Origin of the sequence: Burkholderia sp. Bp9012 (genome assembly GCF_003853825.1) — a bacterium.
Lineage (GTDB): Bacteria > Pseudomonadota > Gammaproteobacteria > Burkholderiales > Burkholderiaceae > Burkholderia > Burkholderia diffusa.
Genome location: NZ_QTQA01000012.1, coordinates 34,309 through 58,274, shown reverse-complemented (window position 1 = coordinate 58,274; position 23,966 = coordinate 34,309). Strand labels below are relative to the sequence as shown.

The 23,966-nt window shown below is 60.5% G+C and carries 27 protein-coding genes, 1 tRNA gene and 2 pseudogenes; 14 read left to right on the top strand and 16 right to left on the bottom strand.

What is annotated here, in order from left to right:
• Positions 1-14 precede the first annotated feature (14 nt).
• Entirely contained in the window at positions 15-1,067 is a 1,053-nt protein-coding gene (locus tag DIE11_RS18115; RefSeq protein ID WP_124626094.1) for an NADP(H)-dependent aldo-keto reductase, read from the bottom strand.
• A gap of 201 nt (positions 1,068-1,268) precedes the next feature.
• Positions 1,269-1,706, bottom strand: coding sequence for a PaaI family thioesterase (locus tag DIE11_RS18110; protein ID WP_059606628.1), 438 nt, complete (start codon positions 1,704-1,706; stop codon positions 1,269-1,271).
• Positions 1,707-1,875: 169 nt separating this feature from the next.
• Between DIE11_RS18110 and DIE11_RS18105 the strand changes: the two genes are divergently transcribed.
• Together DIE11_RS18105 and DIE11_RS18100 are read left to right on the top strand one after the other, a co-directional pair.
• Entirely contained in the window at positions 1,876-2,358 is a 483-nt protein-coding gene (locus DIE11_RS18105; RefSeq protein WP_059606626.1) for a helix-turn-helix domain-containing protein, read from the top strand.
• Positions 2,359-2,564: 206 nt separating this feature from the next.
• Positions 2,565-3,188, top strand: coding sequence for a phospholipase D family protein (locus DIE11_RS18100; protein WP_059606624.1), 624 nt, complete (start codon positions 2,565-2,567; stop codon positions 3,186-3,188).
• 182 nt (positions 3,189-3,370) lie between these two features.
• On the opposite strand, the gene DIE11_RS18095 is transcribed toward DIE11_RS18100, so the two are convergent.
• Positions 3,371-3,589, bottom strand: a complete 219-nt coding sequence (locus DIE11_RS18095; protein WP_059606621.1) for a hypothetical protein — start codon at positions 3,587-3,589, stop codon at positions 3,371-3,373.
• Positions 3,590-3,882: 293 nt separating this feature from the next.
• Between DIE11_RS18095 and DIE11_RS18090 the strand changes: the two genes are divergently transcribed.
• Entirely contained in the window at positions 3,883-4,854 is a 972-nt protein-coding gene (locus DIE11_RS18090; RefSeq protein WP_124626092.1) for a diguanylate cyclase, read from the top strand.
• Positions 4,855-4,927: 73 nt separating this feature from the next.
• Here the strand turns inward: DIE11_RS18090 and DIE11_RS18085 are convergent, their stop codons facing one another.
• Together DIE11_RS18085 and DIE11_RS18080 are read right to left on the bottom strand one after the other, a co-directional pair.
• A complete protein-coding gene (locus DIE11_RS18085) occupies positions 4,928-5,401 on the bottom strand; it encodes a VOC family protein (protein WP_059606617.1) in 474 nt (157 codons plus the stop codon).
• Positions 5,402-5,521: 120 nt separating this feature from the next.
• Positions 5,522-5,830, bottom strand: a complete 309-nt coding sequence (locus tag DIE11_RS18080) for a hypothetical protein (RefSeq protein WP_059606936.1) — start codon at positions 5,828-5,830, stop codon at positions 5,522-5,524.
• Positions 5,831-6,033: 203 nt separating this feature from the next.
• Here DIE11_RS18080 and DIE11_RS18075 point away from each other — a divergent pair, with 203 nt between their 5' ends.
• Positions 6,034-6,777 carry a DUF695 domain-containing protein gene (locus DIE11_RS18075; protein ID WP_059606615.1) on the top strand — a complete coding sequence of 248 codons (744 nt, stop codon included), beginning with the start codon at positions 6,034-6,036 and terminating at the stop codon, positions 6,775-6,777.
• A gap of 411 nt (positions 6,778-7,188) precedes the next feature.
• Here DIE11_RS18075 and DIE11_RS36950 read toward each other — a convergent pair whose 3' ends face one another.
• Positions 7,189-8,097: a hypothetical protein gene (locus DIE11_RS36950; RefSeq protein WP_260437143.1), complete on the bottom strand. Its 909-nt coding sequence runs from the start codon at positions 8,095-8,097 to the stop codon at positions 7,189-7,191.
• 7 nt (positions 8,098-8,104) lie between these two features.
• Between DIE11_RS36950 and DIE11_RS18065 the strand changes: the two genes are divergently transcribed.
• Positions 8,105-8,569: a plasmid fertility inhibition factor family protein gene (locus DIE11_RS18065; RefSeq protein ID WP_124626090.1), complete on the top strand. Its 465-nt coding sequence runs from the start codon at positions 8,105-8,107 to the stop codon at positions 8,567-8,569.
• A 909-nt stretch (positions 8,570-9,478) separates the two neighbouring features.
• On the opposite strand, the gene DIE11_RS18055 is transcribed toward DIE11_RS18065, so the two are convergent.
• Positions 9,479-9,823 (bottom strand): hypothetical protein, encoded by a 345-nt coding sequence (locus DIE11_RS18055; RefSeq protein ID WP_124626088.1) that lies wholly within the window; start codon positions 9,821-9,823, stop codon positions 9,479-9,481.
• Positions 9,824-10,342: 519 nt separating this feature from the next.
• Here DIE11_RS18055 and DIE11_RS18050 point away from each other — a divergent pair.
• Positions 10,343-10,684: pseudogene (locus tag DIE11_RS18050) on the top strand (cytochrome C); the annotation flags it as partial.
• Positions 10,685-10,756: 72 nt separating this feature from the next.
• The gene (locus DIE11_RS18045; RefSeq protein WP_124626273.1) at positions 10,757-11,356 is read left to right on the top strand and encodes a cytochrome c; all 600 of its coding nucleotides are present in this window, start codon (positions 10,757-10,759) and stop codon (positions 11,354-11,356) included.
• Between the two features lie 108 nt (positions 11,357-11,464).
• Here the strand turns inward: DIE11_RS18045 and DIE11_RS18040 are convergent, their stop codons facing one another.
• The 3 genes from DIE11_RS18040 to DIE11_RS18030 all read right to left on the bottom strand — a co-directional run bounded on the left by DIE11_RS18040 (position 11,465) and on the right by DIE11_RS18030 (position 14,080).
• Positions 11,465-11,812 (bottom strand): hypothetical protein, encoded by a 348-nt coding sequence (locus tag DIE11_RS18040; RefSeq protein WP_124626086.1) that lies wholly within the window; start codon positions 11,810-11,812, stop codon positions 11,465-11,467.
• A gap of 80 nt (positions 11,813-11,892) precedes the next feature.
• Complete coding sequence (locus DIE11_RS18035; protein WP_124626084.1) at positions 11,893-12,513, bottom strand: hemerythrin domain-containing protein; 621 nt, start codon at positions 12,511-12,513, stop codon at positions 11,893-11,895.
• A gap of 481 nt (positions 12,514-12,994) precedes the next feature.
• Positions 12,995-14,080 (bottom strand): NAD(P)/FAD-dependent oxidoreductase, encoded by a 1,086-nt coding sequence (locus tag DIE11_RS18030; protein WP_124626082.1) that lies wholly within the window; start codon positions 14,078-14,080, stop codon positions 12,995-12,997.
• A gap of 502 nt (positions 14,081-14,582) precedes the next feature.
• On the opposite strand from DIE11_RS18030, the gene DIE11_RS18025 reads away from it, so the two are divergent.
• The 3 genes from DIE11_RS18025 to DIE11_RS36390 all read left to right on the top strand — a co-directional run bounded on the left by DIE11_RS18025 (position 14,583) and on the right by DIE11_RS36390 (position 16,491).
• Positions 14,583-15,290 carry a succinate dehydrogenase iron-sulfur subunit gene (locus DIE11_RS18025; RefSeq protein ID WP_124626080.1) on the top strand — a complete coding sequence of 236 codons (708 nt, stop codon included), beginning with the start codon at positions 14,583-14,585 and terminating at the stop codon, positions 15,288-15,290.
• Positions 15,291-15,601: 311 nt separating this feature from the next.
• Positions 15,602-16,126, top strand: coding sequence for an aspartate carbamoyltransferase (locus DIE11_RS18015; protein WP_124626078.1), 525 nt, complete (start codon positions 15,602-15,604; stop codon positions 16,124-16,126).
• A 170-nt stretch (positions 16,127-16,296) separates the two neighbouring features.
• The gene (locus tag DIE11_RS36390; RefSeq protein ID WP_059603045.1) at positions 16,297-16,491 is read left to right on the top strand and encodes a hypothetical protein; all 195 of its coding nucleotides are present in this window, start codon (positions 16,297-16,299) and stop codon (positions 16,489-16,491) included.
• Between the two features lie 307 nt (positions 16,492-16,798).
• Here the strand turns inward: DIE11_RS36390 and DIE11_RS18005 are convergent.
• From DIE11_RS18005 to DIE11_RS17985, 4 genes and pseudogenes are all read right to left on the bottom strand, one after another.
• A pseudogene (locus DIE11_RS18005) lies at positions 16,799-18,012 on the bottom strand (IS3 family transposase).
• A gap of 498 nt (positions 18,013-18,510) precedes the next feature.
• Positions 18,511-18,587, bottom strand: a tRNA-Met gene (locus DIE11_RS17995).
• Positions 18,588-18,729: 142 nt separating this feature from the next.
• The gene (locus DIE11_RS17990) at positions 18,730-19,029 is read right to left on the bottom strand and encodes an H-NS family nucleoid-associated regulatory protein (RefSeq protein WP_124626076.1); all 300 of its coding nucleotides are present in this window, start codon (positions 19,027-19,029) and stop codon (positions 18,730-18,732) included.
• 237 nt (positions 19,030-19,266) lie between these two features.
• Complete coding sequence (locus DIE11_RS17985; RefSeq protein ID WP_124626074.1) at positions 19,267-19,854, bottom strand: hypothetical protein; 588 nt, start codon at positions 19,852-19,854, stop codon at positions 19,267-19,269.
• 79 nt (positions 19,855-19,933) lie between these two features.
• Between DIE11_RS17985 and DIE11_RS17980 the strand changes: the two genes are divergently transcribed.
• The gene (locus tag DIE11_RS17980) at positions 19,934-20,407 is read left to right on the top strand and encodes a DNA cytosine methyltransferase (RefSeq protein ID WP_260437142.1); all 474 of its coding nucleotides are present in this window, start codon (positions 19,934-19,936) and stop codon (positions 20,405-20,407) included.
• 184 nt (positions 20,408-20,591) lie between these two features.
• Here DIE11_RS17980 and DIE11_RS17975 read toward each other — a convergent pair whose 3' ends face one another.
• A complete protein-coding gene (locus DIE11_RS17975; protein ID WP_059683247.1) occupies positions 20,592-20,828 on the bottom strand; it encodes a hypothetical protein in 237 nt (78 codons plus the stop codon).
• A 73-nt stretch (positions 20,829-20,901) separates the two neighbouring features.
• Here DIE11_RS17975 and DIE11_RS17970 point away from each other — a divergent pair, with 73 nt between their 5' ends.
• The 3 genes from DIE11_RS17970 (at position 20,902) to DIE11_RS17960 (ending at position 22,876) form a co-directional block, all read left to right on the top strand.
• On the top strand, positions 20,902-21,165 hold the full coding sequence (locus DIE11_RS17970) for a hypothetical protein (protein ID WP_124626070.1): 264 nt from the start codon (positions 20,902-20,904) through the stop codon (positions 21,163-21,165).
• Complete coding sequence (locus tag DIE11_RS36945; RefSeq protein ID WP_260437141.1) at positions 21,132-21,527, top strand: tyrosine-type recombinase/integrase; 396 nt, start codon at positions 21,132-21,134, stop codon at positions 21,525-21,527. The genes DIE11_RS17970 and DIE11_RS36945 overlap by 34 nt, the downstream gene beginning before the upstream one ends.
• Positions 21,528-21,973: 446 nt before the next feature.
• Positions 21,974-22,876, top strand: coding sequence for an HNH endonuclease (locus DIE11_RS17960; protein ID WP_124626068.1), 903 nt, complete (start codon positions 21,974-21,976; stop codon positions 22,874-22,876).
• A 382-nt stretch (positions 22,877-23,258) separates the two neighbouring features.
• Here the strand turns inward: DIE11_RS17960 and DIE11_RS17955 are convergent, their stop codons facing one another.
• The gene (locus DIE11_RS17955) at positions 23,259-23,957 is read right to left on the bottom strand and encodes an adenylate/guanylate cyclase domain-containing protein (RefSeq protein WP_124626066.1); all 699 of its coding nucleotides are present in this window, start codon (positions 23,955-23,957) and stop codon (positions 23,259-23,261) included.
• Positions 23,958-23,966 lie beyond the last annotated feature (9 nt).

The following is a 23,966-nucleotide window of genomic DNA, read 5'->3' as shown; positions in this document are numbered from 1 at the left end:
GGGCCGCTCACCGTTTACGGCGCCGGGTTCGGCTGCAGTTCGTGCAGCGCGTCGATCTCGGCGAGGATCTCGTCGGACAACGTCACGTCGATGCTGCCGATGTTCTCCTTCAGTTGCGCCAGCGACGTCGCGCCGACCAGGTTGCTGCGCACGAACGGCCGGCTGTTGACGAACGCGAGCGCCAGCTGCGCGGGCGACAGCCCGTGTCGTTTCGCGAGCGCGACGTAGCGCGACGTCGCCTCGACGGCCTGCGGCTTGCTGTAACGCTGGAAGCGCTCGAACAGCGTGATGCGCGCGCCGGCCGGACGCGCGCCGTTCTCGTACTTACCGGACAGCCAGCCGAACGCGAGCGGCGAATACGCGAGCAGGCCGACGCCATCGCGATGCGTGAACTCGGACAGGCCGTTCTCGAACGTGCGGTTCAGCAGGCTGTACGGATTCTGGATGCTGGCGATGCGCGGCAAATCGAGCTTCTCCGCCGCGCGCAGGAACTGCGCGACGCCCCACGGCGTTTCGTTCGACACGCCGATCGCGCGGACCTTGCCGGCCTTCACGAATTCCGCGAGCACGCCCAGCGTTTCCTCGATCGGCACCGTGTACGCATCGTCGACCCACGGATACGCGGGGCGGCCGAACGTCGTCGTGCTGCGATCGGGCCAGTGGAGTTGATACAGGTCGACATAGTCGGTCTGCAGGCGCTTGAGACTGCCGTCGAGCGCCTCGGTCAGGTTCTTGCGGTCGAACTGGTTGCCTTCGCCGCGAATATGACGCGGATTGTGCGGCTGCCGCGCCGGGCCCGCGATCTTCGTCGCGAGCACGATCCGGTCGCGCTGCGCACGATGCTGCGCGAGCCAGGTGCCGATGTACTGCTCCGTGCGTCCCTGGGTATCGGGCTTCGGCGGCACCGGGTACATTTCCGCGGCATCGATCAGCGTGACGCCCTGCCCGAGCGCGAAATCGATCTGCTCGTGGGCGTCGCGTTCAGAATTCTGCTCGCCCCACGTCATCGTGCCGAGACCGATCAGGCTGACCTCGATGCCTGAATCGCCGAGTATGCGGTATTCCATGCTGTTCCTGTCGCGTCAGTGGAAAGCAGGAACGCTATCACATTGAAGCGAGCGCTTCAGACGGCCGATGCGTTCGCTTACAGGCCGCCTTCGATGTGCGCCCGACCCTCGCTCATTCGCGGTACGGCGGCTGTCGCGTGTGCGTGCATGGTCCCGATGATGCCGGACGGCCGGGCTGGTATCAGGACGCCACCCGCTGCGTCATTGCGGCCGCTGAATGAAGCAAGTCGCCGATGCGTGCGCGACGATCTTGTCGTCCGGCGTCTTCAGTGTGCCTTCCGCGACGCCGAGCGAACGCGACAGGTGAATCACGCGCCCCTCGGCGATCAGGTCGACGTCGCGCGGCACGGGGCGCAGCATTTTCACGTGGAGGTCGACCGTGCCGTAACCGACGCCCGCGTCGAGCATCGAATGCACCGCGCAGCCCGTGACCGAGTCGAGCACCGTCGCGGCGAACCCGCCGTGCACGCCGCCGAGTGGATTCAGGTGCCGGCCGTCCGCACGCGCGGACATCTTCACGTAACCGAGCTCGACGCCCAGCGGCCGCATCGGGATCGTTTCCGAGATCGACGCGAGCGGCAGATCGCCCGCCGCGGCCGCGCGCAGCAGTTCGAGACCGGACAGGGAAAGCGGATTCATCGGGTTGTCTCCTGATTGAAAGCGCGTCGCCGCGCGAGTAAGTTCTAAATTGGAACTTATTATTGACAACCGCACCGGGCTTGTCAACGCAACCACCGCCCGTTGCAACCGAAGGCAAGTTCTATAATCCAACCCGCTCTTTCGCTGAACCGCCGCACGAGAATCGATCATGAAATGGGATGACATCGGCACGCTGAACTGTTCGGTCGCGCGCACGCTCGCCGTGCTCGGCGATCGGTGGACCATGCTGATCCTGCGCAACGCGTTTCTCGGCTGCCGCCGCTTCGATGCGTTCCAGACGCAACTGGGCCTCACGCGCCACGTCCTGGCCGAGCGGCTAGCGCGCCTCGTCGACGAAGGCGTGCTCGTCAAGCGCGCGTATCAGGCGCGCCCACCGCGCTTCGAGTACCGGTTGACGGAAAAAGGCCTCGACCTCTACCCGGCCCTGCTCGCGCTGATGACATGGGGCGATCGCTGGAAGGACGACGGCCAGGGGCCGCCGGTGCAATTGCGCCATCGCACCTGTGGTCAGCTGATGCACGCGGTCGCGGTGTGCTCGGCGTGTGGCGAGCCGCTTGACGCGCACGACGTGCAGCCGGAGCCCGGGCCCGGGTGGATCGCACGCGAGGCGGCCGGACCACTCGATGCCTGACGCATGGCGCGAAGCGGGTGTCGTGCCGCATGGCAGCGCCGCACGATCACGGAGCCAATGCAGTTACCGCTCGGCACGATGAACGTCATCACGTCGACCGCGACGGACCGTCACACGATGTCGCGCATTCGCATCCGCGCGTGACCGCGCCGCCGTGTCTGCGTTACACTCACGGCCCGCTGTCTCAAAATCATTCGCTGTCCAAGATGTTGTCGCGCCAACGCCTCGCCGCTGCCTGCCTCGCCGCCTCCCTGCTCGCCACGCCCTTCGCCGCCTTCGGCAAGACGCAAAATGAATCGCTGCTGCAGCAGGCGATCGACTTCATCGGGCGACTTCTGCCGGCCCCGACACATGAGGCGCCCGCCACGCAGGTTGTCGAATCTGCGTTCTCGCCCGATGGCGGTGCCGAGGCGCTCGTGCTGAAGGCAATCGGCGCCGCGCGCACCTCGATTCGCGTGGCAGCCTACTCGTTCACGTCGCCGCCCGTCACGCGCGCGCTGCTCGCCGCGAAACGGCGCGGCGTGAATGTCGCGGTCGTCGTGGACGACAAGGGCAATCGCGCGAAGAGCAGCAAGCAGGCACTGAACCTGCTCGTCAACGCGGGCATTCCGACACGCACGATCGACGCCTATGCAATCCACCACGACAAGTATGTCGTGGTCGATGCCGAGCATGTCGAGACGGGCTCGTTCAACTACAGCGCCTCGGCAGCCAGCCGCAATTCCGAAAACGTCGTCGTGGTCTGGAACAATCCGCAACTCGCGTCGCGCTACCTTGCGCATTGGCAAAGCCGCTTCGACCAGGGTACGCCGTACCGCTCGACGTACTGACCGTTCGTACGCGTGCGATCGTCAGACGCCGTTCGCATGCGGCGCGGCCGACGCGCATCGTTGCGCGCATTCGCGCCGGGATGTCGTCGATGATCGGTGCGCATAGCACGCCGGTCAATCTGGCCGAATGGCCTGCATACTGGGCGTGACGGCGCCGCGATCGGTGGAATCGGTTGATGAAATCAGTGGATGTCGGGCGATCGCTCCGCGATCTGCGTGGTCGCGACACACCGGCTCGCATGCGCACGCGCATCGCTGGCCGAAGACTTCGGTCGATCGCGAGTCCCGCCCGGCAGCGCGCCGAGCACACAGTCCGCACTGAAGGTCAGCGTGTCCTGGACCATCGGATAGAGCAGATACAGCGCCAACGCGAGATACCCCGCGTACAGAATTCGAACCATGGTGCGGTGGATGAGCGATTGATCTTGCCCTGTTTACGGCATCGCGCCGAAGAGCTTGAGCCGCCGGGCATCAAATTGCATGCCCGGCAGCGACGCACGACATATGAAGCGTTCGCGTCGCATCGACATGGCAACTCCGCACAACACGGCGTGCAGCGCAATGGCGAATGCGCGATACTGTTCGGCGTGCGCGGCGATATCGACACGAATGCGCCGACGGGCTTGCGCACGCGCCGAGTGACATACAGACGATCGATAACCGGCTCCGCAGCCGGGACCAGAGACAAAAACCAATGCAGATTGCTTCCAAACCGGTCGACGAGGCGGCCCGGCTCGAGACGCTTCATTCATTGTCGATCCTCGACACGCCGCCGGAAGAACGGTTCGACCGCCTCACGCGCCTCGCGCGCCGGCTGTTCGACGTTCCGATCGCACTCGTCAGCCTCGTCGACGAGAATCGCCAGTGGTTCAAGAGTCATCCGGGTCTCGACGCCACGCAGACCTCGCGCGACGTCTCGTTCTGCGCACATGCGCTACTCGCGGACGACACGATGGTGATCCGGGACGCGCGCAACGACGATCGCTTCCACGACAATCCGCTGGTCACCGGCCAGCCCGGCATCCGCTTCTACGCGGGCCGGCCGCTTGCCGCGCCAAACGGCGCACCCGTCGGCACGCTGTGCCTGATCGACACGCGGCCACGCGAACTCTCCGTCGACGAACTCGCGCTGCTCGGTGATCTCGCGCACATGACCGAACGCGAAATCGCGGCGCTGCATCTCGCGACGACCGACGAGCTGACCCAACTGACGAACCGGCGCGGCTTCGAGATTCTCGCGCGCCACGTGCTGAGCCTGTGCGAGCGCGTGGGCCGGCACGCGGTACTGCTCTTCTTCGACCTGAACGACTTCAAGGCGATCAACGACCGCTTCGGCCATGCCGAAGGCGACCGCGCGCTCATGGCCTTCGCGGACACGCTGACCGGTGCACTGCGCGACAGCGACGTGATCGCCCGACTCGGCGGCGACGAATTCGTCGTGCTGTTGAGCGCCAGCGATCCGGCCGACGTCGGCGAGCCGATCGAGCGCGTCACGCAGGCACTCGCGCTGCGCAACGCGGCCGACGCACGCGGCTATGCGATCCAGTTCAGTGTCGGCTACGTGGCATACGATCCCGCGCAACATCGCACCGTGGCCGACCTGCTCGAATCGGCCGATCGCCACATGTACGACGACAAGCAGCGCCGCAAAGCCGGCGGCGCCTGAGCACGGATGAACCGCTCGCCGATACGCGCCGCCGCCGCCGTAAGCCGCGTTCGGTCCGATACGCGCCGTTCGGTCAGCTTCCGCAGGGGGGCGCGCTCGCCATCGCTTCCGCGATCTGCTCCGGCGTCAGGTCGCGCTTGTGGGTCGCAATCGACCAGCGATGGCCGAACGGATCCTCCACCTGGCCATAGCGATCTCCCCAGAACATGTCGGCGGCCGGCATCCTGACTGTCGCGCCGGCCGCGACGGCCTGCGCGATCGCCGCATCGGTGTCCGGTACGAACAGGTGGAGGCAGACCGGCGTGCCGTTCAGCGTCTTCGGCCCGAGTGCGCCGTGCTCCGGCATTTCATCGACGAGCATCAGTGTCGAATCGCCGATTGCGAGGCACGCGTGCGCGAGCCGGCCGTCCGGGGTCGGCAGGCGAAACCGTTCGGTCGCGTTGAACGCACGCTTGTAGAAGTCGATGGCGGCGGCGGCGCCTGCGCAGATGAGATGCGGTGTCAGCGTGCGCATCCCTTCCGGGATCGGGTTGACGGACGTGGCCATGGGTATCGCTCCTTCAGTCGGTTATCGTGGCGGAAATCGGGACGGACGCACGATGCGCACGCCTCCGATGCTACGACGGGCGGACTCGACGGAAATCGACACGCCTGCAGACATTTTTTTTCAGATCTGCGGTAGGTCACGCAGCGTACGCGACTCGCTAGTCGCATCGATGTCGAGTTCGATCCCTTCCGACGCGTCGCGATAGAGCACGCGCTTCAGTCTCGGCCCCACCGCCGTCCCGTCCGCTTCGTCAAACACTGCGCGAACGTCGTTGCCGGCTGCAAGCGCGCGCGCAACTTCCGCCACCAACGCCTCGCTCGGCGTCGCCGCCCACGACCGGTCCGCCGGATTGACGGCCGCCCAGCGCACGTGCGTCACACGCGCGCTGAGCACGTCGATTCGGACACCATTCACCGCGAACATCGACATCGGAATCTCCTTCGAAACGATTGCGGCCGGACGAACGCCGGACGATGGAAACCGGCGATGGCGCGACAGCACGCGAATTTGACCGCCGCCAGACCAGCCTGACGCACGATCATCCCCGCACGCGGCTTCGGCCAACGCGATTTTCGATGATACATTGGGACGCTTTGCAACCGTCAACAGACAATCGTGCACGGGAGAAACACATGACCGACGCCTGGGGAACCTTCCCTGCCAGAATGGGCGACCATCAGGCCTTCATCAGCTTCAATCACGGCTTTGCGGAAATCGCCGAAAGCGATCCGCGCACGTCGCTGTTCAGCGTGCGCGTCACGTTCGCGCATCCGACGCCCGACGGCCTGCCGAGCAGCGACGAGTTCGCCGGTCTCACGAAAGTCGAAGATCTGCTGGACGCCGCAGTGACCGCGAAAAACGGCGTGCAAGTCGGCCGCATCACGGTCGAAGGCAACCAGGATTTCCTGTTCTACGTGCCGTTCGACGAGGAAGCCGCGGCCGGGATCGTCGACTCGCTGGCCGAGCACACGACCTACGCGCTTCAGTACGCATACCAGGACGATCCGGACAAGGAAACGTACTGGCGCACGCTCTACCCGACCGACGACGACTGGCAACTGATGCGCGACATGCGCGTGCTCGATGCGCTGCGGCAGAAAGGCGACGTGAGCGACGCGAGCCGGCGCGTGATGCACTGGGCTTACTTCCCTGAACCGAGCGACGCGCACCAGTTCGCCGACTGGGCCGAGTCGAAAGGTTATCTGGTCGAATCGGTCGCGCCGACCGAGGACGGCAAATCGGCCGTGAGGTTTGCGCACGAAGGCACGATGGTGCTGGCCGACATCACGCACCATACGCTCGAGATCAATCGCGAGGTACGCTCGCTCGGCGGCGAATACGACGGCTGGGAAACCAGCGTCGAGCAGGCGGGCTGATCGCGCCGTCACGCGCGTTGCGCGCGTGTCGGACCTTGACGGGTTCGGTACAAAAAACATCCCGGCAGCGCGACTGTGCGCCGCCGGGACCAAGGCATCGCCGGCCGTAACCGGCAATGGGCCCAAGCAACCGCTCAGGCACGAGGAATGCGATTCATGCGGCTCGGGCGAACGGATGCCGTGGCGCGAGACGCCGCCTGCCGAACGCCTGTCCGTTTCCGCCGACGCACCGTGCATGCGTCGTGCGAGGAAAAAGCCCCCGCTCCTGCGCGAGCGAGCGGGGAAATGGTTGACCGGGCCGGGGTAGAACGGTCAACCGGCCAGATTGTGATCGTGCCCCGTGCAACCGTCTGTGCGGCAACTCACCCTTTCATACGGAGAGTCCGTGTGCCTGGCGCAGCATGCAGCACGTCACGGTCCAAGCGGGACGCCTGCGGCCGGTGCGGCAATCACGAGGATCACGGGAAGCGACACGATGGCCCCGATCATCATTACGCCGTCGGCCGCCAGCGTGACGGGGGGCGCGAGCACGCGCAGGGCCTTGCCGCCCTTCGTGAGGCGATCGTCGACCTCAATCTTGCAGGTATGGGAAAACGACCACGTCTTGCCCCGCTCAAAACCGCCGGCCCGATAGCGCGTACCGTTCAGCGCGCCGTCCATGCTCAGTTCGTTCCAGTCGAGATTGCTGACGATTTCAATGACGACCTCACTGACGATTTTCGCGGTTGAAGCATCGGCGGCAGCAGCCTGCGCCGCAGGGATTTCGATCAGTGGCGCGCCCTGCGGGCTGACCAGCTGTGCCAGCCAGTCGACGAGATTGGCGCGCGCGTCGTCCTCGTCGGCGAAGTCATTGCGTTTCAGAAAACGTTCGAACATGACCGACGCGAACGTCTTGCCTCGCGAAATGGAATCCAGCTGCCAGTCGACCACGGCGACTCGCCCCGTTTCCCGCGTTTCGAGTGTCGACGTGAAGCGGTAATCGAGATATTCGATCTCAAGTTTCGGGGACGTGACTTTCTCCGGCCAATCCGCCCGCTCGGTTCCTATGACGCGCTGCGCCGGTCCGGCTTCACGCGCTGCGTGAATCTTGTGTGAATCCGGGGCTGCTCGTCGTTCCGTGCAGGCAGTATCGCGATATTCTCGCGAGCTATCGACCTCGACTGAAAATACATGGCCGTCGCGTCCGGTATCCGTTGCGTGATCGATTCCGCGCCGCGGTCGTTCGCGCGTGATTTCGCCCTGTCGAATCCGGATATCCGACTGCTCCGCGGCTGCGGCCGTGCTGCTACACTCCCGCCACAAAAATCGCTTGCCCCCCAAGGAAACAATGTCACTCGCTCGGGCACAACATGATGGTGTCGATGTCTGGATCATCCAGCTTTCGGGGCATGCCGCCTATGCCTCCACGCATCTCAAGCGTGTATTCGCATCCGACGACTCGCGACATCGCGTCGTGACGGTCGACCTGACGAAACTGCTCGCCTGCGCCGATCGCGACACGACGGACTATGTGTTGCCATCGGTTCAGTACTGGGCGCCCGGCAAGGCCGCCGGCATCCGCGACTTCCTCGACCCGGCCCAAGCCCGGATTCCCGAGATGCCCTTCATCACCTTTCGCGAGACGAGAACGCGGATGCTGTTCGGCATTCCGGGGCTGTCGAAAGTCGGCGTCGCGTCGTTCCGAAACGGTCAGCATCGCGCGCGATATCTGGCGTATGCCGGGGCAACGAGCCTGCCGGTCGAGGTACATGAAACGGAGGCGGATTTGCTCATGCGGTATTGCGGCGAGTGACTGGCGCGATGCGCCATCTTTTCCGTCTCTTGCGGAATCGGTCGTGCAACGTGCGAACGCTGGACCCGGTGCCGGCAGGCCGTCAGGTTTCGATCACATAGATCCGGTCAGCGACTTCCGTCGAGCCAATGAAGCTCGTTTCAGCGCCTGCCAATCGCATCCATTGTGCTCGTCGAAGCCAATCGCGCTGACATTGCCCTCAAGCCCCGAAAGATGAACCCTGTCCGCACCGATATTTTTGACGGTGGGTTGAATCGCGAGTCGCACAAGATGCTGCACGAGGGCACCACTGGCAAAAAAATGTCCCGACGCCTTCCGGGTCGTCGGGACCGAACGGCCCTGCAAAGCTGAGGGCACGAGGAATCGAAATATTACACCAATGTAAGACTGTCAATCTTTGGTGGTTTATGCCAAGTCACTGGCTTATTCCGCCAATCTGCAGGTTTCAGCTCAGCATCATGTGATGCCCGAATCACTGGCCGACGTTCGAAGAGTCAACACACAATGAGTCGGCGACGGTTTAGTCGCGTCTCAGTTTGCCCTCGGCTTCCTCTTGACGCGCAAATTGAACCTCCCACTGCCTCAAGCTCCAGAGGTGCCAATAGCGCGGATGAAACACCATCGTCCAGAAAGTAATGTTGCACGGCAGGCCGATTTTCCGGCAGATTTTTGCCATTTGTTCCGTCCGGAAATGATGTGCTACCAATGGTGCTGCACATGCAATTATGAGTAACTCGAGCCAGAAGTTCTGAATCATATTTCAACTGAATGTGTCGGACTGGAAGAGCCACGATTCCCGGAGATGGTTCGCGACGGTTTTTTTCATGGCCTTTGTATCGGCGCCTCTCGGTCGCTGCATTGTTTCGAAGATCAAAATTTGCGATCGACCGAACATCAGCGTGAATCCCGTCAGGAGGCGGCTAAGACGCGCAACGCCGGGTATGTTACGACGGCAGTTCCGCCCGTGATTTTCCGGGTCCACAGGATCGAGAGGGGCTTCAGGAGCAGGTAGAACGGGAGCAGCGCCATGCGCTCGCAGCGATCGATGCGGATATCCTTGAGCGTGCAGCCCATCACACCAAACACATAGATCAGTTGAAGCGGCGTGAACGGACTCACGTGGCCAGAACCGGGCGACGCCCCGTGAAACTGCGAGCGCGAATGCAGATTCGAAACATTCGGCGTTGAAACGATGATGATGCCATTCTGCCGCGTTACGCGGACCAACTCCGAAATTGAATTCGCCGGATGCAATACGTGTTCGCCCGCTTCAAGGCAGGTGACTGCACCGAGCTACGACGGAATCGTCGTAGCCATGGATGTCTGCCTGCACTACATCATGGCCGAGCGCATTCAATGATGCGGCGAACACGCCGGAACCTGACGGTATATCGAGGATTCTGGTCTTCCCGTGGCATCGGGCTGCGAAATACTGGAGCACCTGCTTCATGTATTCCGTTTGACCGTGAAGGTAGTAGCTGTGGTCGCGATGTTTCATTTTATGGTGCTGGCGGCGATAGGTATAAGTCTGTATACCAGCCGACAATCGCGACTCATATTAGATATGTCTGAAAAGTGATTCGTTTGACAGAAAAATGGGGGCGATCTTACTTTTCTTGGTATCGCCTTCGGGTGTTGTGCTTCAGCGAACCGCGTTTTCGCTGTATTGTCGCGTGCAGCAGAGACCGATCAGCCGAGGCAAGCGACGCCTGGCCGGCGAGATGCAACGCTCCACGGTTGGCCGTGCAATATTCGTTGCGGCTCAACTAGTGACCTGCTCCCACCAATCCGACGGACCACCTGAATACCCTCAAGCTCAAGGCGTCGTATTACTACCAGCGCAAGTACGGTGCCACGCTGGGGTACTTCTCGACGACAGGAAATGCGGATGCGGGGCTATACGGCGCCGTTCCAGTGACAGGGAGTGCATATGGCTTGCCCGATACGCGAGGCATCATCCTCGAACTCGACTACCTGCCGATGCCGCAAGTGAAGCTGTCCGTGCAGTACACCTGGTTCCTCAAGTTCAATGGCGCACGATTCAACTATGACGGAAGCGGACGGAACGCCAGCGATAACAACACGCTGTATCTGCTCGCCTGGCTTGTCTTCTGACCCGCGAGGTAACTCATGCGCACGATTTTCTGCCGCTCTGGAGCCGTCCCGACGAACTTGCTTCGCTTGCCGATGTCGCTGGTGCGGGCTCTTGGCATCCTCGCGATCCTGATCGGGATGCCATCAACCACGCACGCCGAAGATGGCGCGCGCCTCGCCACCCAGCTTTGCGCTGCTTGCCACGGCGTACACGGGCATAGCGAATCGCCGATTTTTCCCCGGCTGAGCGCTCAGACACCGGAGTATCTGACTGCGCAGCTCAAAGGATTCCGTGAACATGCGCGCGGCGAAACGGATGCCCGTTCGTACATGTGGGCAATCGCGTCGCAACTCGACGATGCGACGATCGCATCGCTGGCCGACTATTACTCGCACCAGGAGCCGGTGCGCGGTGCACCGGGCGACGCGGCAACGATGTCGAAGGGACAGGAAATCTTCGAACATGGCGTGCCTGATCGCGGAACTCCCGCGTGCTCGTCGTGCCACGGCGCACAGGGCCAGGGAATCGGCCAGTTTCCGCGCCTTGCCGGCCAGCACAAGGAGTATCTGCTTCGTCAGATCGAAGTCTTCAGGAACGGAACACGCGCAAATGCGCCCGTCATGACCGCTGTCGCGCATACGCTGGACGCCGATCAAGCGAAAGCCGTCGTAGAGTGGCTGGAGTCCCATTAGTCCTCGCCGCCCCTCGTTGACGGGCGGAAGTCGGATGGCCGCTCGCGACATCCGTAATGAGATGCTCGCGATTTCGGCCAAACGACAGTTCGCCCCGCGCCGCTTGTGCTATAGCGCGTACTGCAATGCCAGGTCGAAACCGATTACGACCAGCGAGCAGCCGAGGCCGGCCAGGACGTTTCCGACACGATGTTCGAAATCGTGATGGCGGCTGATCCAGGCTCCAATCAGGAAAACGCCTTCGAAGACGACCTGAAGCGCAACAAACACGAGCATTAACAGGAACTCGTAGCCCATGAACCGAAAGTTCGAGAAGTTCACGCCGTATTCGGCGACCGACCTGCCCACCCTGAGCACTTCATATGCCAACAACAGGATCGGAAAGACGTAACTGGCGACGTAGGTGGGAACACTTGCGTGCCGCAGTTCCAGATGAAAGTGGTGAATGGCTTGCATATCTCCTCCTGCGTCGGCTTCCGGTACTCAAAAGCCTTCCTGCATTTCGTGGTGGCAGATCCTGCTGATCCGCATGTGCATCACATGACCGGCCGTCCATCGAACGACGCGACTGAACAGCCAGCGTCCTGATCCGGGATGGTTTGGACGATCATCGAGAACAATTTGCCCAGATCTTCTTCAAGCTTTTCTCCGTCGAATGGATCGCGATTGGCGCCAAAGGCGGCGTCGATCTCTGCCCAATCATCCATTGTCAACAGACGTTTGGCGGCCGGCAGAATCAGTGTCTCTTCCAGACACCGGTGGTCCGCATAGAACTCCGCATAATCGTCCATCAGCGCGCCCAGCGTACGAAGCGCTGGCGCGCCCTTCAACTCGTACCGGGTCAGCGCGTGCTCCAGATTTCTCAACTTCAATTCGCCTCGATCGTGCTGTGACTCCAGTTCATCAAGGACGCTGTCGAACTCGTCGGTTCGATCCCGCAATGGCCTGAACAGGTAGCGATCCTCTTTGGGATGGTGTACCTGTTGCGGGTATTCCCGAATGTAGTAAAGCATCGCCCGAAACACCATGAGGCCCGGAACGGGTGCCCCTGCAACAAGCAGATGGACAAAGCGCTGCATGCCCCCGATCACGGTAAGCAACTGGTCGTGCTCCTGGAGGATGACGGTTATAGCGCTACGCGCCCTAAGCAACGGCATCTCAACCTCCGCACCGGAAGGTGAAGTTTGTTTGCGAATCAGCTTACTGACTCACCCCGACAGCGAGCGAGAAAGCCTGTTTCGATACTTCAATGTTGGTCATCCGCCGCCTGACATCAAAGTGCACCAACACCACCGCGTTGATGGAGATCAACGATCTGTGCGGGCATCATCACCGGGATGTGTTCCGATGGCGGCCTGCGCCCCTTTCAACCGACTATAGGGCAAATGATTCCTTGGCATTTGTCTGGTCTTTATCAGATGCATCATCTGTTCCTTGACCCGGCGAAACCTCAACGGCAGCTTCCGAGGTACTCCAGCCTTTCGCTCAACCAAGCAAAGCAGCCGCGGCGGTTTGACACCGTTGTTGTCATTCGAGGCCGATTGCGTCCTGCTTTGGACGAATGACGACGCGTTTAGCAACGTCGACACGATGCTTGATTCCTCGCCTTCCCCGTCGCGCCTAGGTCGGTCCATGTCTCTAAAGCGCGGAGAAATCCCGGGCGCCCCGCGAGGGATGAACGGCGGCCACGCGCTCGGCGAGCTTTGCATCGTAGCTCGAGTGCACATGCACGCGTTTCTTGTCGGGAAACGCATAGACGTATGCTTTGCGCAGCGCGAGCGATGCCTCATGAAACCCGGACAGGATCAGCTTCTGCTTGTTCGGATAACCGGCGATGTCGCCTGCCGCGAAGATACCTGGCCGTGAGCTTTCGTAGTACGACGTATCGACGACGATCCGTCCGGCCTGCACGGCGATCCCCCAGTTGGCGATCGGACCAAGGTCCGCGACAAGTCCGTAGAGCACGAGCAATTGATCTGTGTCGAGGCACACCGAGCCACCGATCTGGCGAACCTCGATCGATTCGAGTATCCCCCCGGGCGCATTCAGCCCAGCAATCGTGCCAACCACGAAATCCATCTCGCCCGCCGCGACCGCCTGCTGCAACCGGGCGATGCTCGAGTCCGTCGCGCTGAAGCCGTTCCGCCGATGAACGAGCGTGACGCGCCCCGCGACCGAGCGCAGCGCCAGCGCCCAGTCGAGCGCGGAGTCGCCACCGCCCGCGACCACGACGTTTTTTCCTGCGAAGTCGTTCACGTCGGAAACGCTGTAATGGATGCATCGGCCTTCAAGGAACGACGCCTCGTCGAGTGCCAGCCGTTGCGGCACAAACGCTCCGTTGCCAGCAGCAATCAAGATCGCCGCGGCGTCAAACGCATACCCTTTGTCGGTGCGAGCGAGCCATCGACCGCCCTCGAGCCGGTCAAGCGTCTCGATACGCTGACCGAGATGCATCGGAGGATCGAAGGGCCGGCATTGCTCGACGAGGCGATCGACAAGATCGCGTGCAGTGCACGATGGTATGCCAGGAATATCGTAGATCGGCTTGTCCGGATATAGTGCGATGCACTGGCCACCCGGGCGCTCGATCCCGTCAACGATCCGGCACGACAGGCCGATCACGCCTGCCTCGAACGCGGCGAAAAGGCCCACGGGACCTGCACCGACAATCAGCACGTCGGTTCTTAAAGGACTCGCAAGCGAGGAATTTTCCGGTGATGTCACGTGTCCTCCTCGTGAATGTCATGCGGGGCGCAGCACTACGCCTGCATTTTTCCCATATCGAGCCGGTACAAACTCGCAACGACGCCATTACCGCACCCGTCGACTACTCCAAGGTTCAAGGAACGCGGCCCCGCCGGCTCCAAGCCGTCATCGCAAGTATCCATTTGTATCATGGCGTGATATACATGAATACATCGACGTGGAGCAAATCCCTGCGGTTTCCTCTCGATAAAGCGAGAGCGAGTGATCTATGACGCGATGTGACTGTCGTAGCACCTCGGGCGAAATAGACCCGACCCGTTTTCTACATTGCGCCCAATTTTTCGCAGAACGGCCGTGGCTGCGAGTGGTGGGGGCGTCCGATCAAGGCGAACAATGAATTTAGGGCGCGGGTGACCGGATGCTCCGTTTGGAATACCGTCGGTCTGCAATCGACAGGAACGAAGTGACGGGGAGATAACGCGCGCCGAATACGCGATCCGTTCCACAAAGGAGGAACATCGTGAGTAGAACAAGGACGTTTGAAATCTTCCGCTACGATCCAGACCGGGATGCCAGGCCGTACATGCAAACGTACGAGATCGAGGTGCCCTCGACTGACAGGATGTTGCTGGATGTCCTTGTCCGGCTCAAGGCACGGGACGAGACGCTCAGCTTTCGGCGTTCGTGCCGTGAAGGCGTGTGCGGCTCGGATGCAATGAACATTAACCGCAAGAACGGGCTCGCCTGCATCACCAACCTCAACGACCTTCCCCGCCACACGGTCCTGCGTCCGCTGCCTGGGTTGCCGGTCATTCGCGACCTGATCGTGGACATGACCGCATTCTTCAAGCAATACCACTCGATCAAGCCCTACCTGATCAACGACACGCCCCCGCCGGAGCGGGAAAGGCGCCAGACGCCTGAGGAACGCGATCAACTCGACGGTCTGTACGAGTGCATCTTGTGCGCGTGCTGTTCCAGCGCATGTCCCTCGTACTGGTGGAATCCCGATAAATATGTCGGTCCTGCCGGGCTCCTGCAGGCCTATCGCTTTCTGGTCGATTCCCGTGACGAGGGTACGAGTGAGCGGCTGGACAATCTTGACGATCCGTATCGCCTCTTCCGGTGCCGGACGATACTGAACTGCACGGACGTCTGTCCCAAAGGCCTGAATCCGGCCAAGGCGATCGGGGAGATCCGCACCATGCTCGCGCGCCGGACGATCTGAGTGACGCAACCTGACGCTGCGATACTTTTATGGCAATACCCCGTGCGACACCGGGGGAATTGATCGACGTTCGACCGCTCAGTGATGCATTGCCGGATTCGAAATCGATCACCCTCATGCGGTCGGACCACTTGGAGGTTGTTCGGCTCGTGCTTGCAGCACGCAAATGTCTGTCTGCGCATGAGCAACGATCGCAGACTATGGGTTTCGATCCGGGAACCGCTGGACATACGAATTGACCAGGGTGATCCACGCACTGACGTATGGGAAACTTGCATCAGCTTTCGCGGTTTCCAGGGAGGAGCGAAGCAATGAAAAAAATCATGACAGCGGCGGCAGGCGCGCTGATCGGTGTATCGATCGCGTTTGCAGGGGAGCCGGAGCAGACCACGTCGCACGAGGACACGATGTCGAACCACGACATGACATCGCACCGGGCGGAGGTGGCCCGCAAGGGTGCGACTGTGATGCCGTTTGATCTGGCGCGGACCACCCATTTTTTCGACGATACCGGAAGCGGTGGGATTGAGACAATCACGGCGAACGACAAACACGACACCAGACAGGTCGCGCTTATTCGCTCTCATCTGGCAATCGAAGCTCAACGTTTCCGCCGCGGCGACTTCGCCGATCCTGCGGCGATTCACGGCCACGATATGGCAGGGCTCGCCACCCTGACAAGGGCGGGTGAGAAGCTTCATATTGAATACAGGAGCCTGCCCTCCGGAGCGAGCCTGACTTATGCAAGCAACGACCCGGACGTGATTGCCGCTGTTCATGCGTGGTTCGCGGCCCAGCGTTCCGACCACGCCGCGCACTCCCATCTTCCCAAATAGCTCGGGCGCAATGTAGCCACCGACCATCGGCTGCGCGGGGACGTCGGTAACGAGAACGACATGATCCAAGGACAAAAGTCCGTTGTCTGGGCGAAGCCGACGTTTGAACGTCCACGTGAAAGTGTGGGCCAACGTCTGTTGCTGGCTGACCTCCGTCGGTACTGAGCCCCTTGACCGCCAAGGCCGAACGCACCGAGCACACCAACCAGTTAATCAAGGCCATCGGGTCGGACGGGCGGCACTTCTTCTATAACCCGCAGCACGACCGTTACGCACGCATCGAGCTCGACAGCCGAGGACGCGTGTGGTTCGTCGACGATTACACCGGTAAGCGCGTCTGTACGCACGACACCCGTGGCCGCTAGCGCAGCTTCACGCACGGCGGCACGCTGCGCGGTCTGGTTGAGCGCATGCGCGACTACGTCACCACCGGCTGGCAACTGCCGCGCGACGTCATTGCTACGCCGTACATGGGCGACGACGCGGGAGATAACGTATGGTGTTATGAGCGCGAGGCCGCGGCCGCCGTGCGCGACGCCGCATTTATCCTGCCGATCATGGCGCCCGCGCCGTGGCCCAGCGATACCCCGCGCGACTACTACGTCATCTGCATGCACCGCACAATGCGGGAGCACCGCCTCTGGAGTTGCCCCTGTGATCCCGGACAAAGCATCACACTAAGGTTGCCGAATCCATTGAGCGCCGGAACTCGCGAGGCGAGCGATACTTCAGTGCGCTATGGGGATGCTTTTCGTTGTAGTGCTCGAACGCGATGGCCACGTTGCGTGTGGCAGTCGCTGCGCCGGCTTCGGCACGAAGGCAACGTAGTCGCGCTTCATCGTCTTCACGAAGCTCTCGGCCATCCCGTTACTTTGGGGCCTGCACACCGGCGTGGTCAATGGCTTCAGGCCTAGAGCCGCTGCACACCGGCGCGTATCGTCGGCCGTAAAGCCCGAACCGTTGTCGCTCAGCCACTCGATTTCGGACGGCGAATGCAATTCGTTGCAAGAACCGATTTTCCACTGCAGCCAACATCCCGTCGCGCACGATGTCGCCGCTGTGGCCTGCCGTCGTAGCTGCCCCGCTCATCGCTTCGCGGTCGCAGCAGTCCGGCGCGAACGTCACTCGCAGCGGTTCGTCGCTGTCGCAGCGAAACTCGAAACCATCCGAACACCACTGCTGATTACTGCGCGGCACGCGCCACTTTGCCATCGTGCCGACGCTGCTGCGGCCTAAGCGTAGCTGGACGACGTTGCATCAGCAGACCATGAGTGCGCATGATGCGATAGATGCGCTTCGCATTGAACGGCACCTGTCCGGCAGCAATGCGTTCATTGCGTAGCGAGCCCCACACCCGACGATAGCCATAGCTGGGCAAATCGCCGACGACTCGGCGGATTTCTTCGACCACGCTCGCATCGTCGGTCTGTCGCGATTGACGGCCATCGCGCCACGTCGTCGGACCCGACAGCCATGCCGAAACGTTCGAGCGCGACACGCCGAGAACTTCATAAACCAGTTTCACTGGTCGTCCTCCGGCAGCGAGGGCGAGTGCGCTATCCATTTTCTTGCTCGGCCATACTCGACTGCTTCGCGGAGAATCTCGATCTCCATTGTCTTCTTGCCGAGCATCCGCTGCAGCTCGCGAATCTGCTTGAGTGCATCGGCCAGCTCCGATTCCGGGACCACTTCCTCACCAGCTTTGAACGCTGACAGGCTCCAGCGCTGGTACAGCTTGCGCCAGTGGAACAGCAGGTTTGGTTCGCGCCGTGCTGGCGCGCAACCAGCGAAACCGACTTCCCCGGCTCGAAACGTTCGCGAACCATCGCCAGCTTCTGCACCGCCGTCCAGCGCGGCCGACGCTCCGGGCCCGTCAACACTTCCATCACTTCCTACCTGGTGTTAGTCAAAAGCACAGTCTTATGCCTGCCTGCTAGTTTAAGTGAGAGGCTATGTCCGGTGTTTCAGGGGGCTGCTCCAATTGCCGCGAACGGTATCTGGCTTCCACTTGACGGCCTTGTGCGCGTGCTGATTGCAGTGCGTCTCACCATCCGCAACAAGCGCACCGCATCCCCGGTGCTTGCAGGGCTTCGTCTGTCGGGCGGGCATAGACGTACCTCATGCGGATTGGACGCGTAAACGAAAAAGCCCGCGAGGCTTTCACCATGCGGGCTTCAACAAATGGTCGGGTGATGAGATTCGAACTACCCACTCCAGCCGACAAGGCCAGGCGGCCGCTCCAATCCAGGCCAGTGCCCAGCCAACCAGGCAAGCCTCTCGAGTCGTCTTCGGCCTCTAACTTACACCCAGCCTCAAATGCTACTCGATCATGTGATGGCACAAAGCAAAAAGCCCGCTTGCTGTCGCAGAGCGGGCTCCGGTATTGGTTGCGGGGATAGGATTTGAACCTATGACCTTCGGGTTATGAGCCCGACGAGCTGCCAGACTGCTCCACCCCGCGGCCGAGATTGTAGGCGAACTGGCGCATCACTGCAATCAAAAAAGCCCGCTTGCTTTCGCATGCGGGCTTCGCTTGGACGCACATCGCGCCCGACGTCGTCAATACAACGAAACGCGAGCGAGTTTACAGCCCCAAAGTTGATTTACTCCTGGATCAGGAATCGATTCCGATTCTTGACATCCTTAATCCAAGCCGGCGCACGGCCACGGCCCGACCAGGTCGCGCCAGTCTTCGGATCGCGATATTTCGCCTCCGCCGGAGTCTTCGGTTGCTTTGCCGACTTGCCACGACGCACTCCGAAGATGTCCTTTTCGGTGATACCGTACTCCGCGACCTTGGCACGAATGTCATCAATAGTGGATTGCATCTCAGCCCGGCGCGCAGCCTCTGCTTTCTCGGCTAATGCCTCCGCTTGGGCTTTCAGTTCCTTGTAGGTCGCCATGCATTCCTCCAATTGTTGTGTCGTGCATATGATAGACGCTTTGGCTTAAGCGAAGGAGCACATCGATATCCTGCAAGTGCGGATTCCAATGGAAACCTCGGTTACCCACAGGAAATCGCACAACTTCAATTTCAGAGGTACGACACCTGATCGCAAGTACGCTCGTCGACCAGACCGAGCTACTCGGCCCACTGCCGACGAAGTCGCAGAATTTTTGCAAGCCGGTCTCGACAAAAACTACTTCTTGCTTTCGACGAATGTACTGCCGTTGTAGCGATACTCACGGGTGGCGGGACCAGCATCGTCGATATTGGTCCATGCAATCTTGAAACCCGGGGAGCCGTCTAGCCATTCGATCGCGAGGTACGGTGAGCGATTGTTCACGTCGGTGTCGAGCGACACGCTATTCAAACAGCTTTGCACGGGCATCGCATACTTCGAGGCGGCGACATTTCCCTTCATTTGGAGGACGTAGAGGGTACCCTCCTCTCCTGAGCCGCAGAAGCCCATCGGATTGTTGCTGGACGACTGATTCACAACAACCAATACGAATTCCTTCCCGTCGGCGACCTTCGAGCTCGCCGATGGGAATCCGATACTCGACGCAGAAGCTACGGCCCGACGAAGTGCGAGCGGCAATTGCACCGTCGCTGAGCGATGGTGTCCAGCATCGACCTCAACCAAGTGCTTACCGTCTTGTTGCATCTCACGGCCATTCGATAGCCGGATCGAATTGGGTGCTGCAGTCTCTGCGAACGCGCTTGCGGCAATCGAAAGTGCCGCTGCACACAACCACCACTTAGTTTCGGAGAATGTGATCGGCATAACAAATACCTGAATAGGTCCATCGATGGCCTTTGCTCTGACCGGCCTTCATCTTTTTGTACTTGTCCTTGTCGCGCTCATGCAACTCCTACGGTGGACACGAATTGCCCGGCTCGACGCGTCGATCGGCACGATCACGACGCAGGACCATCATCACCAGGTGACATCGAACCTTGTGAAGTCGCGCGGCACGAGCCGCGAAGGCGTGCCGCGCGACGACCCGCTGCACACGGTCAGCGCCGGCGGCACGCATCCTGCCGAGGTGCGCGCGCGCCTGATCAAGTACTACAGCGAGGGCGGCCAGTGGCAGGACGCGCGCACGTCGCTGCACACGTTCCCGACGCGCGATCGCATCGGCCTGGTCACGATCCACGGCAAAGACGACGCGATCGTCGACATCGGCATGCGCATGCTCACACCGCGCGAGCTGGCCCGCTCGCAGGGGCTCCCCGACAGCTACGTGCTCGACCCGGTCGTCAACGGCGAGCCGCTGTCGAAATCGGCGCAGGTGCGCATGATCGGCAACAGCGTGTGTCCCGACGTCGCGGCCTGACCACCGAGGACCACATCATGACCACCCCAAACGAAAATAGCCCGCTCACGCTGAACGCGAGCGGGCAAGAAAACAGAACAGCAATCGAGGCACGAGGACTGTCCTCAGGAGATAACGGCACGCCGGCCTAGAACCTTAGGCAAGGAAAGGGCCTAGCTCTCGAATTGACGGCCAAGGACGCAGATCACTCGGCGGGACCAAGCAAAACATCAATCGCCGCCTGACCCGCGATCTCGGCCACGAGGTATGCCCAGCGTCGGGTAAATGGGCCGTTTCGAATCTGTATCCGATGTCCACGCGCACCAAGGATACCGAGATTGTCGTGACCCTTTATCTGGAAGGTGACGTCGTACATGTCCGGAGCGGATGAGGTCAGTTGGACATCAATTTCAAAGCCGCGGTACTGGATTGTTCGCTGCATGACAACCTCCGCAATATGACTGGGAGCCTAGCACGAATGCAATACAACGCTCCGACGTCCTGAGGACCACACCATGACCACCACCGACATCGATGCGACTCACGTCTCGCGCTACCTGCGCATCGAGCGCGCGGCTGCGCCGGTGCGCGCCAACCGCGAAGTCGCGCTGCTTTCGAACCTGATCGGCCTGGCGATCGACCGCGGCGAGGCGAAGCACAACCCCTGCCGCGAGGTTCGGCGCAACGAAGAGCAGCCGCGCACCGAGCCCCCCCCGAGCCGGAAGACTTACAGGCGTTCGCCGCCTTGGTCGCGTCGCTCGCCGGCCAGAAGGCGGTGATCGGCATGGCAGCAGAGTACGCGGCGCTCGCGGGCAGTCGGAAAGTGGAATTCCTCGACCTTTCCTGGCCGCATATTGACGAGGCGGCAGGCGTGATTCGAGTGAAGCGGGCGAAGCAGCGCGGAAAGAACCGCGGCGAAGTCATCGAGCACATCGAGATCACGCCCACCCTGTCGGAACTCGTTGCGCGCCAGCGCGCCGCTCGGCAGGACGACTGTCTGTACGTGTTCTCCAATCGCTACGCGAACCACTACTCGCCGGCCGGCTTCAAGACCGAGTGGTCGAAGCTGATGAACAATGCGTTGGAATTGAAGAAGATCGGGAGGCGCTCACGTTCCACGACCTGCGCGCGTATTACGTGACTCGGCACAAGGCGGAACGTGGCGAGTTGCCGGATCCGCATGCGAATCCGGCGACGACGGCGCGCGTCTACGATCGAACGAAGATGGTGAAGCGGGGAGGTATGTAATTCCCAATTAGGGAATTCCAAAACAAAAACGGCACTGTCTTTTTGGACAGTGCCGTTTCTAACTACTGGATACCGCTTGGAATTCTTTGGGGTGGCTGATGGGACTCGAACCCAATTAGGCGGGGTGCCAAGGGGGGCGCCGGGGACATATGCCTTTGTTTTTACTATGATTTTTGAACTCTCGCGGCGATCTATCCCCCTTCGATCCCCGCGGTTGTCCCCGAAATTGTCCCCGAAGCGGTCGCGAACCTAAATATTCGCGCACCCTGATCTGCCCCTTCCACTACCGAGTAAAGACAGGTAACGTTTCACGGACACAACAACCGGGGCTACGGGGCAATGGAGTTCTATTGGGTAAACGTCGGGCTGACGATCAATGAAGTACTCAGCGGCAATTTTCTCTGGGCACCACAATACACGATCACGCAATCGGGCAAGGAACAGCACCTAGAGCACTGGGACAATGTTGCGAAAGTCAAAGCTGGAGACTTGATCTTCTGCTGCCACAATCAGCGCATTTCTCATATTGCCAAGGCGGCCAAAGACTCGTATTGGGCTCCCAGACCTCCGAGTCGCTCCTTCTCCGAATGGAATGCCGGCGGGCACCGTGTCGACGTCCAACTGATCGAACTGAACACCCCGATGCTTCGTGACGAAGTCTCGGGCGAGTTTATGTCGCGGTTTGACGAGCACACGTCACCATCCCTGTTCACGAGAACCGGCACGCTCAAGCAGATTTATATGGCGCACTTGCAGCAAGATGCTGGTGCCTATCTGCTTGAGTCATCGCAGATGATCGAACGCTTCGAAGACGCGCTGGTAACCGACGGTGGAAACGGGAAGAAGGTATCGAAGACGACGCGCGATGCGATCGTGAAAGCCCGAGTCGGCCAGGGAAAATTTCGGGCAGATCTGCTCAAGAGATGGGACAACCAATGTTCGCTCACGGGCCTTGCAAACACCGACCTTCTCATCGCCTCGCACATCCACGCTTGGAGCCTCAGCACGAACGACGAGCGGATCGATCCTGACAACGGGTTGCTGCTCGCCCCACATATTGACCGGCTGTTCGACAAGGGGCTGATTTCGTTTGACCAGGATGGTGGCCTGTTGGTAGGACCGAAGCTGTCCAAACGCGACCAACAGGTCCTCGCGCTCGACCGGTATCCGGCGCTACGTAAACTCACAGAGGGCAACAAAACCTTCCTGGCACGCCATCGCGACCGATACAAGTTCGATTAGATCCATACCGGATTTGAAGGCCGATTCGAATGTATGCAAGATCAGTTGACAGGTCGTAAACTCGCGAACTGAAGCCGGTCTGGGCATTCGTCAATGCCGTAGATGCTTATAGTGATGCGTCATTCGAAGGCAGGAAAACACACACCCACTTCGCTGAGAACTCAAGGCATCTGTCTACCGGCTTGGTAGCGATCTTCGAGCGGACGTAGGGCCACATTCGTCGACCTCCCTCGAAGTAACGTTAGGGCTTACCGCACATACCTACTTCACAAAAGTTACGCCGAAACTTACGCTCCGAATCCTACGAGCCATGCATCGCGCGAGGTCGACCGCCCGCCTCATGTCGGGCGGCCGCGAGTAATCGATACACCCCTTGATGTCGTTAGGAAATGCCCCACCAAAACTGAGAGCGATATATGTCCATTTTATTCATTGGCGTCCACGTCCTCGCCTCCCACATCGCTCTCGAGTCGGAGGATGTTTTCAGCTTCTCTGACAAACTATCATACACCGCTTTCGTAATGCGAGTCGGATAATCACTGCTGAGAGAGTTCAATTTCGCTGCGTAATTTGCTGCACGCCCCACCCAAACAAGATCATTGTCACCCCGCACCCCAGTTCGAACTGCGCGCAAGTCACTGACATCGACACCAACGGTATGCTTAATTGAAAAATCTGTATTCCATCTCTCTTTCATACTGGGCTCGATGACATAAATCACAGCCCATCTCAATTTAAGAGCAGCCCGTACCGCACGATCGCATTTATTGTCGCCAATGAAGATCGCCATTATACGATCACCATCATATGCCGTGATATCCCCACTTTCACTTCTAACAATCTTCGCAGCGCAATGCAGGAATGCCTTGTAAATTTCCGCGCTAAATTGCCATTTCTTCTGATCGACCATGTTCGTCGACCCGTCTAAGTCAGCGTAAAATACAACCGCCTTCTCAAGCAAAGTTGCCTTATTACCAAGACCAACATCACTAGGAGTGGGAACAACTCTCCCCGTAGTTTCTACCCACTGACTTTTGAAGATTACATTGACCTCAGACGTCAAATCATCTTTTAGTGACATTTCAAACCC

Bases quoted from the DNA above. Each gene is read 5' to 3' on its own strand.
- DIE11_RS18090 (WP_124626092.1), top strand. From the start codon at position 3,883: ATGCAGATTGCTTCCAAACCGGTCGACGAGGCGGCCCGGCTCGAGACG.
- DIE11_RS17955 (WP_124626066.1), bottom strand. From the start codon at position 23,957: ATGTCACTAAAAGATGATTTGACGTCTGAGGTCAATGTAATCTTCAAA.
- DIE11_RS18035 (WP_124626084.1), bottom strand. From the start codon at position 12,513: ATGCCGTTGCTTAGGGCGCGTAGCGCTATAACCGTCATCCTCCAGGAG.
- DIE11_RS17975 (WP_059683247.1), bottom strand. From the start codon at position 20,828: ATGCAGCGAACAATCCAGTACCGCGGCTTTGAAATTGATGTCCAACTG.
- DIE11_RS18095 (WP_059606621.1), bottom strand. From the start codon at position 3,589: ATGGTTCGAATTCTGTACGCGGGGTATCTCGCGTTGGCGCTGTATCTG.
- DIE11_RS17980 (WP_260437142.1), top strand. From the start codon at position 19,934: ATGCAACTCCTACGGTGGACACGAATTGCCCGGCTCGACGCGTCGATC.
- DIE11_RS17960 (WP_124626068.1), top strand. From the start codon at position 21,974: ATGGAGTTCTATTGGGTAAACGTCGGGCTGACGATCAATGAAGTACTC.
- DIE11_RS18040 (WP_124626086.1), bottom strand. From the start codon at position 11,812: ATGCAAGCCATTCACCACTTTCATCTGGAACTGCGGCACGCAAGTGTT.
- DIE11_RS18110 (WP_059606628.1), bottom strand. From the start codon at position 1,706: ATGAATCCGCTTTCCCTGTCCGGTCTCGAACTGCTGCGCGCGGCCGCG.
- DIE11_RS18100 (WP_059606624.1), top strand. From the start codon at position 2,565: ATGTTGTCGCGCCAACGCCTCGCCGCTGCCTGCCTCGCCGCCTCCCTG.
- DIE11_RS17985 (WP_124626074.1), bottom strand. From the start codon at position 19,854: ATGCCGATCACATTCTCCGAAACTAAGTGGTGGTTGTGTGCAGCGGCA.
- DIE11_RS17990 (WP_124626076.1), bottom strand. From the start codon at position 19,029: ATGGCGACCTACAAGGAACTGAAAGCCCAAGCGGAGGCATTAGCCGAG.
- DIE11_RS18080 (WP_059606936.1), bottom strand. From the start codon at position 5,830: ATGTCGATGTTCGCGGTGAATGGTGTCCGAATCGACGTGCTCAGCGCG.
- DIE11_RS18115 (WP_124626094.1), bottom strand. From the start codon at position 1,067: ATGGAATACCGCATACTCGGCGATTCAGGCATCGAGGTCAGCCTGATC.
- DIE11_RS18015 (WP_124626078.1), top strand. From the start codon at position 15,602: ATGAAAAAAATCATGACAGCGGCGGCAGGCGCGCTGATCGGTGTATCG.
- DIE11_RS17970 (WP_124626070.1), top strand. From the start codon at position 20,902: ATGACCACCACCGACATCGATGCGACTCACGTCTCGCGCTACCTGCGC.
- DIE11_RS18065 (WP_124626090.1), top strand. From the start codon at position 8,105: ATGTCACTCGCTCGGGCACAACATGATGGTGTCGATGTCTGGATCATC.
- DIE11_RS18085 (WP_059606617.1), bottom strand. From the start codon at position 5,401: ATGGCCACGTCCGTCAACCCGATCCCGGAAGGGATGCGCACGCTGACA.
- DIE11_RS18075 (WP_059606615.1), top strand. From the start codon at position 6,034: ATGACCGACGCCTGGGGAACCTTCCCTGCCAGAATGGGCGACCATCAG.
- DIE11_RS18045 (WP_124626273.1), top strand. From the start codon at position 10,757: ATGTCGCTGGTGCGGGCTCTTGGCATCCTCGCGATCCTGATCGGGATG.
- DIE11_RS18105 (WP_059606626.1), top strand. From the start codon at position 1,876: ATGAAATGGGATGACATCGGCACGCTGAACTGTTCGGTCGCGCGCACG.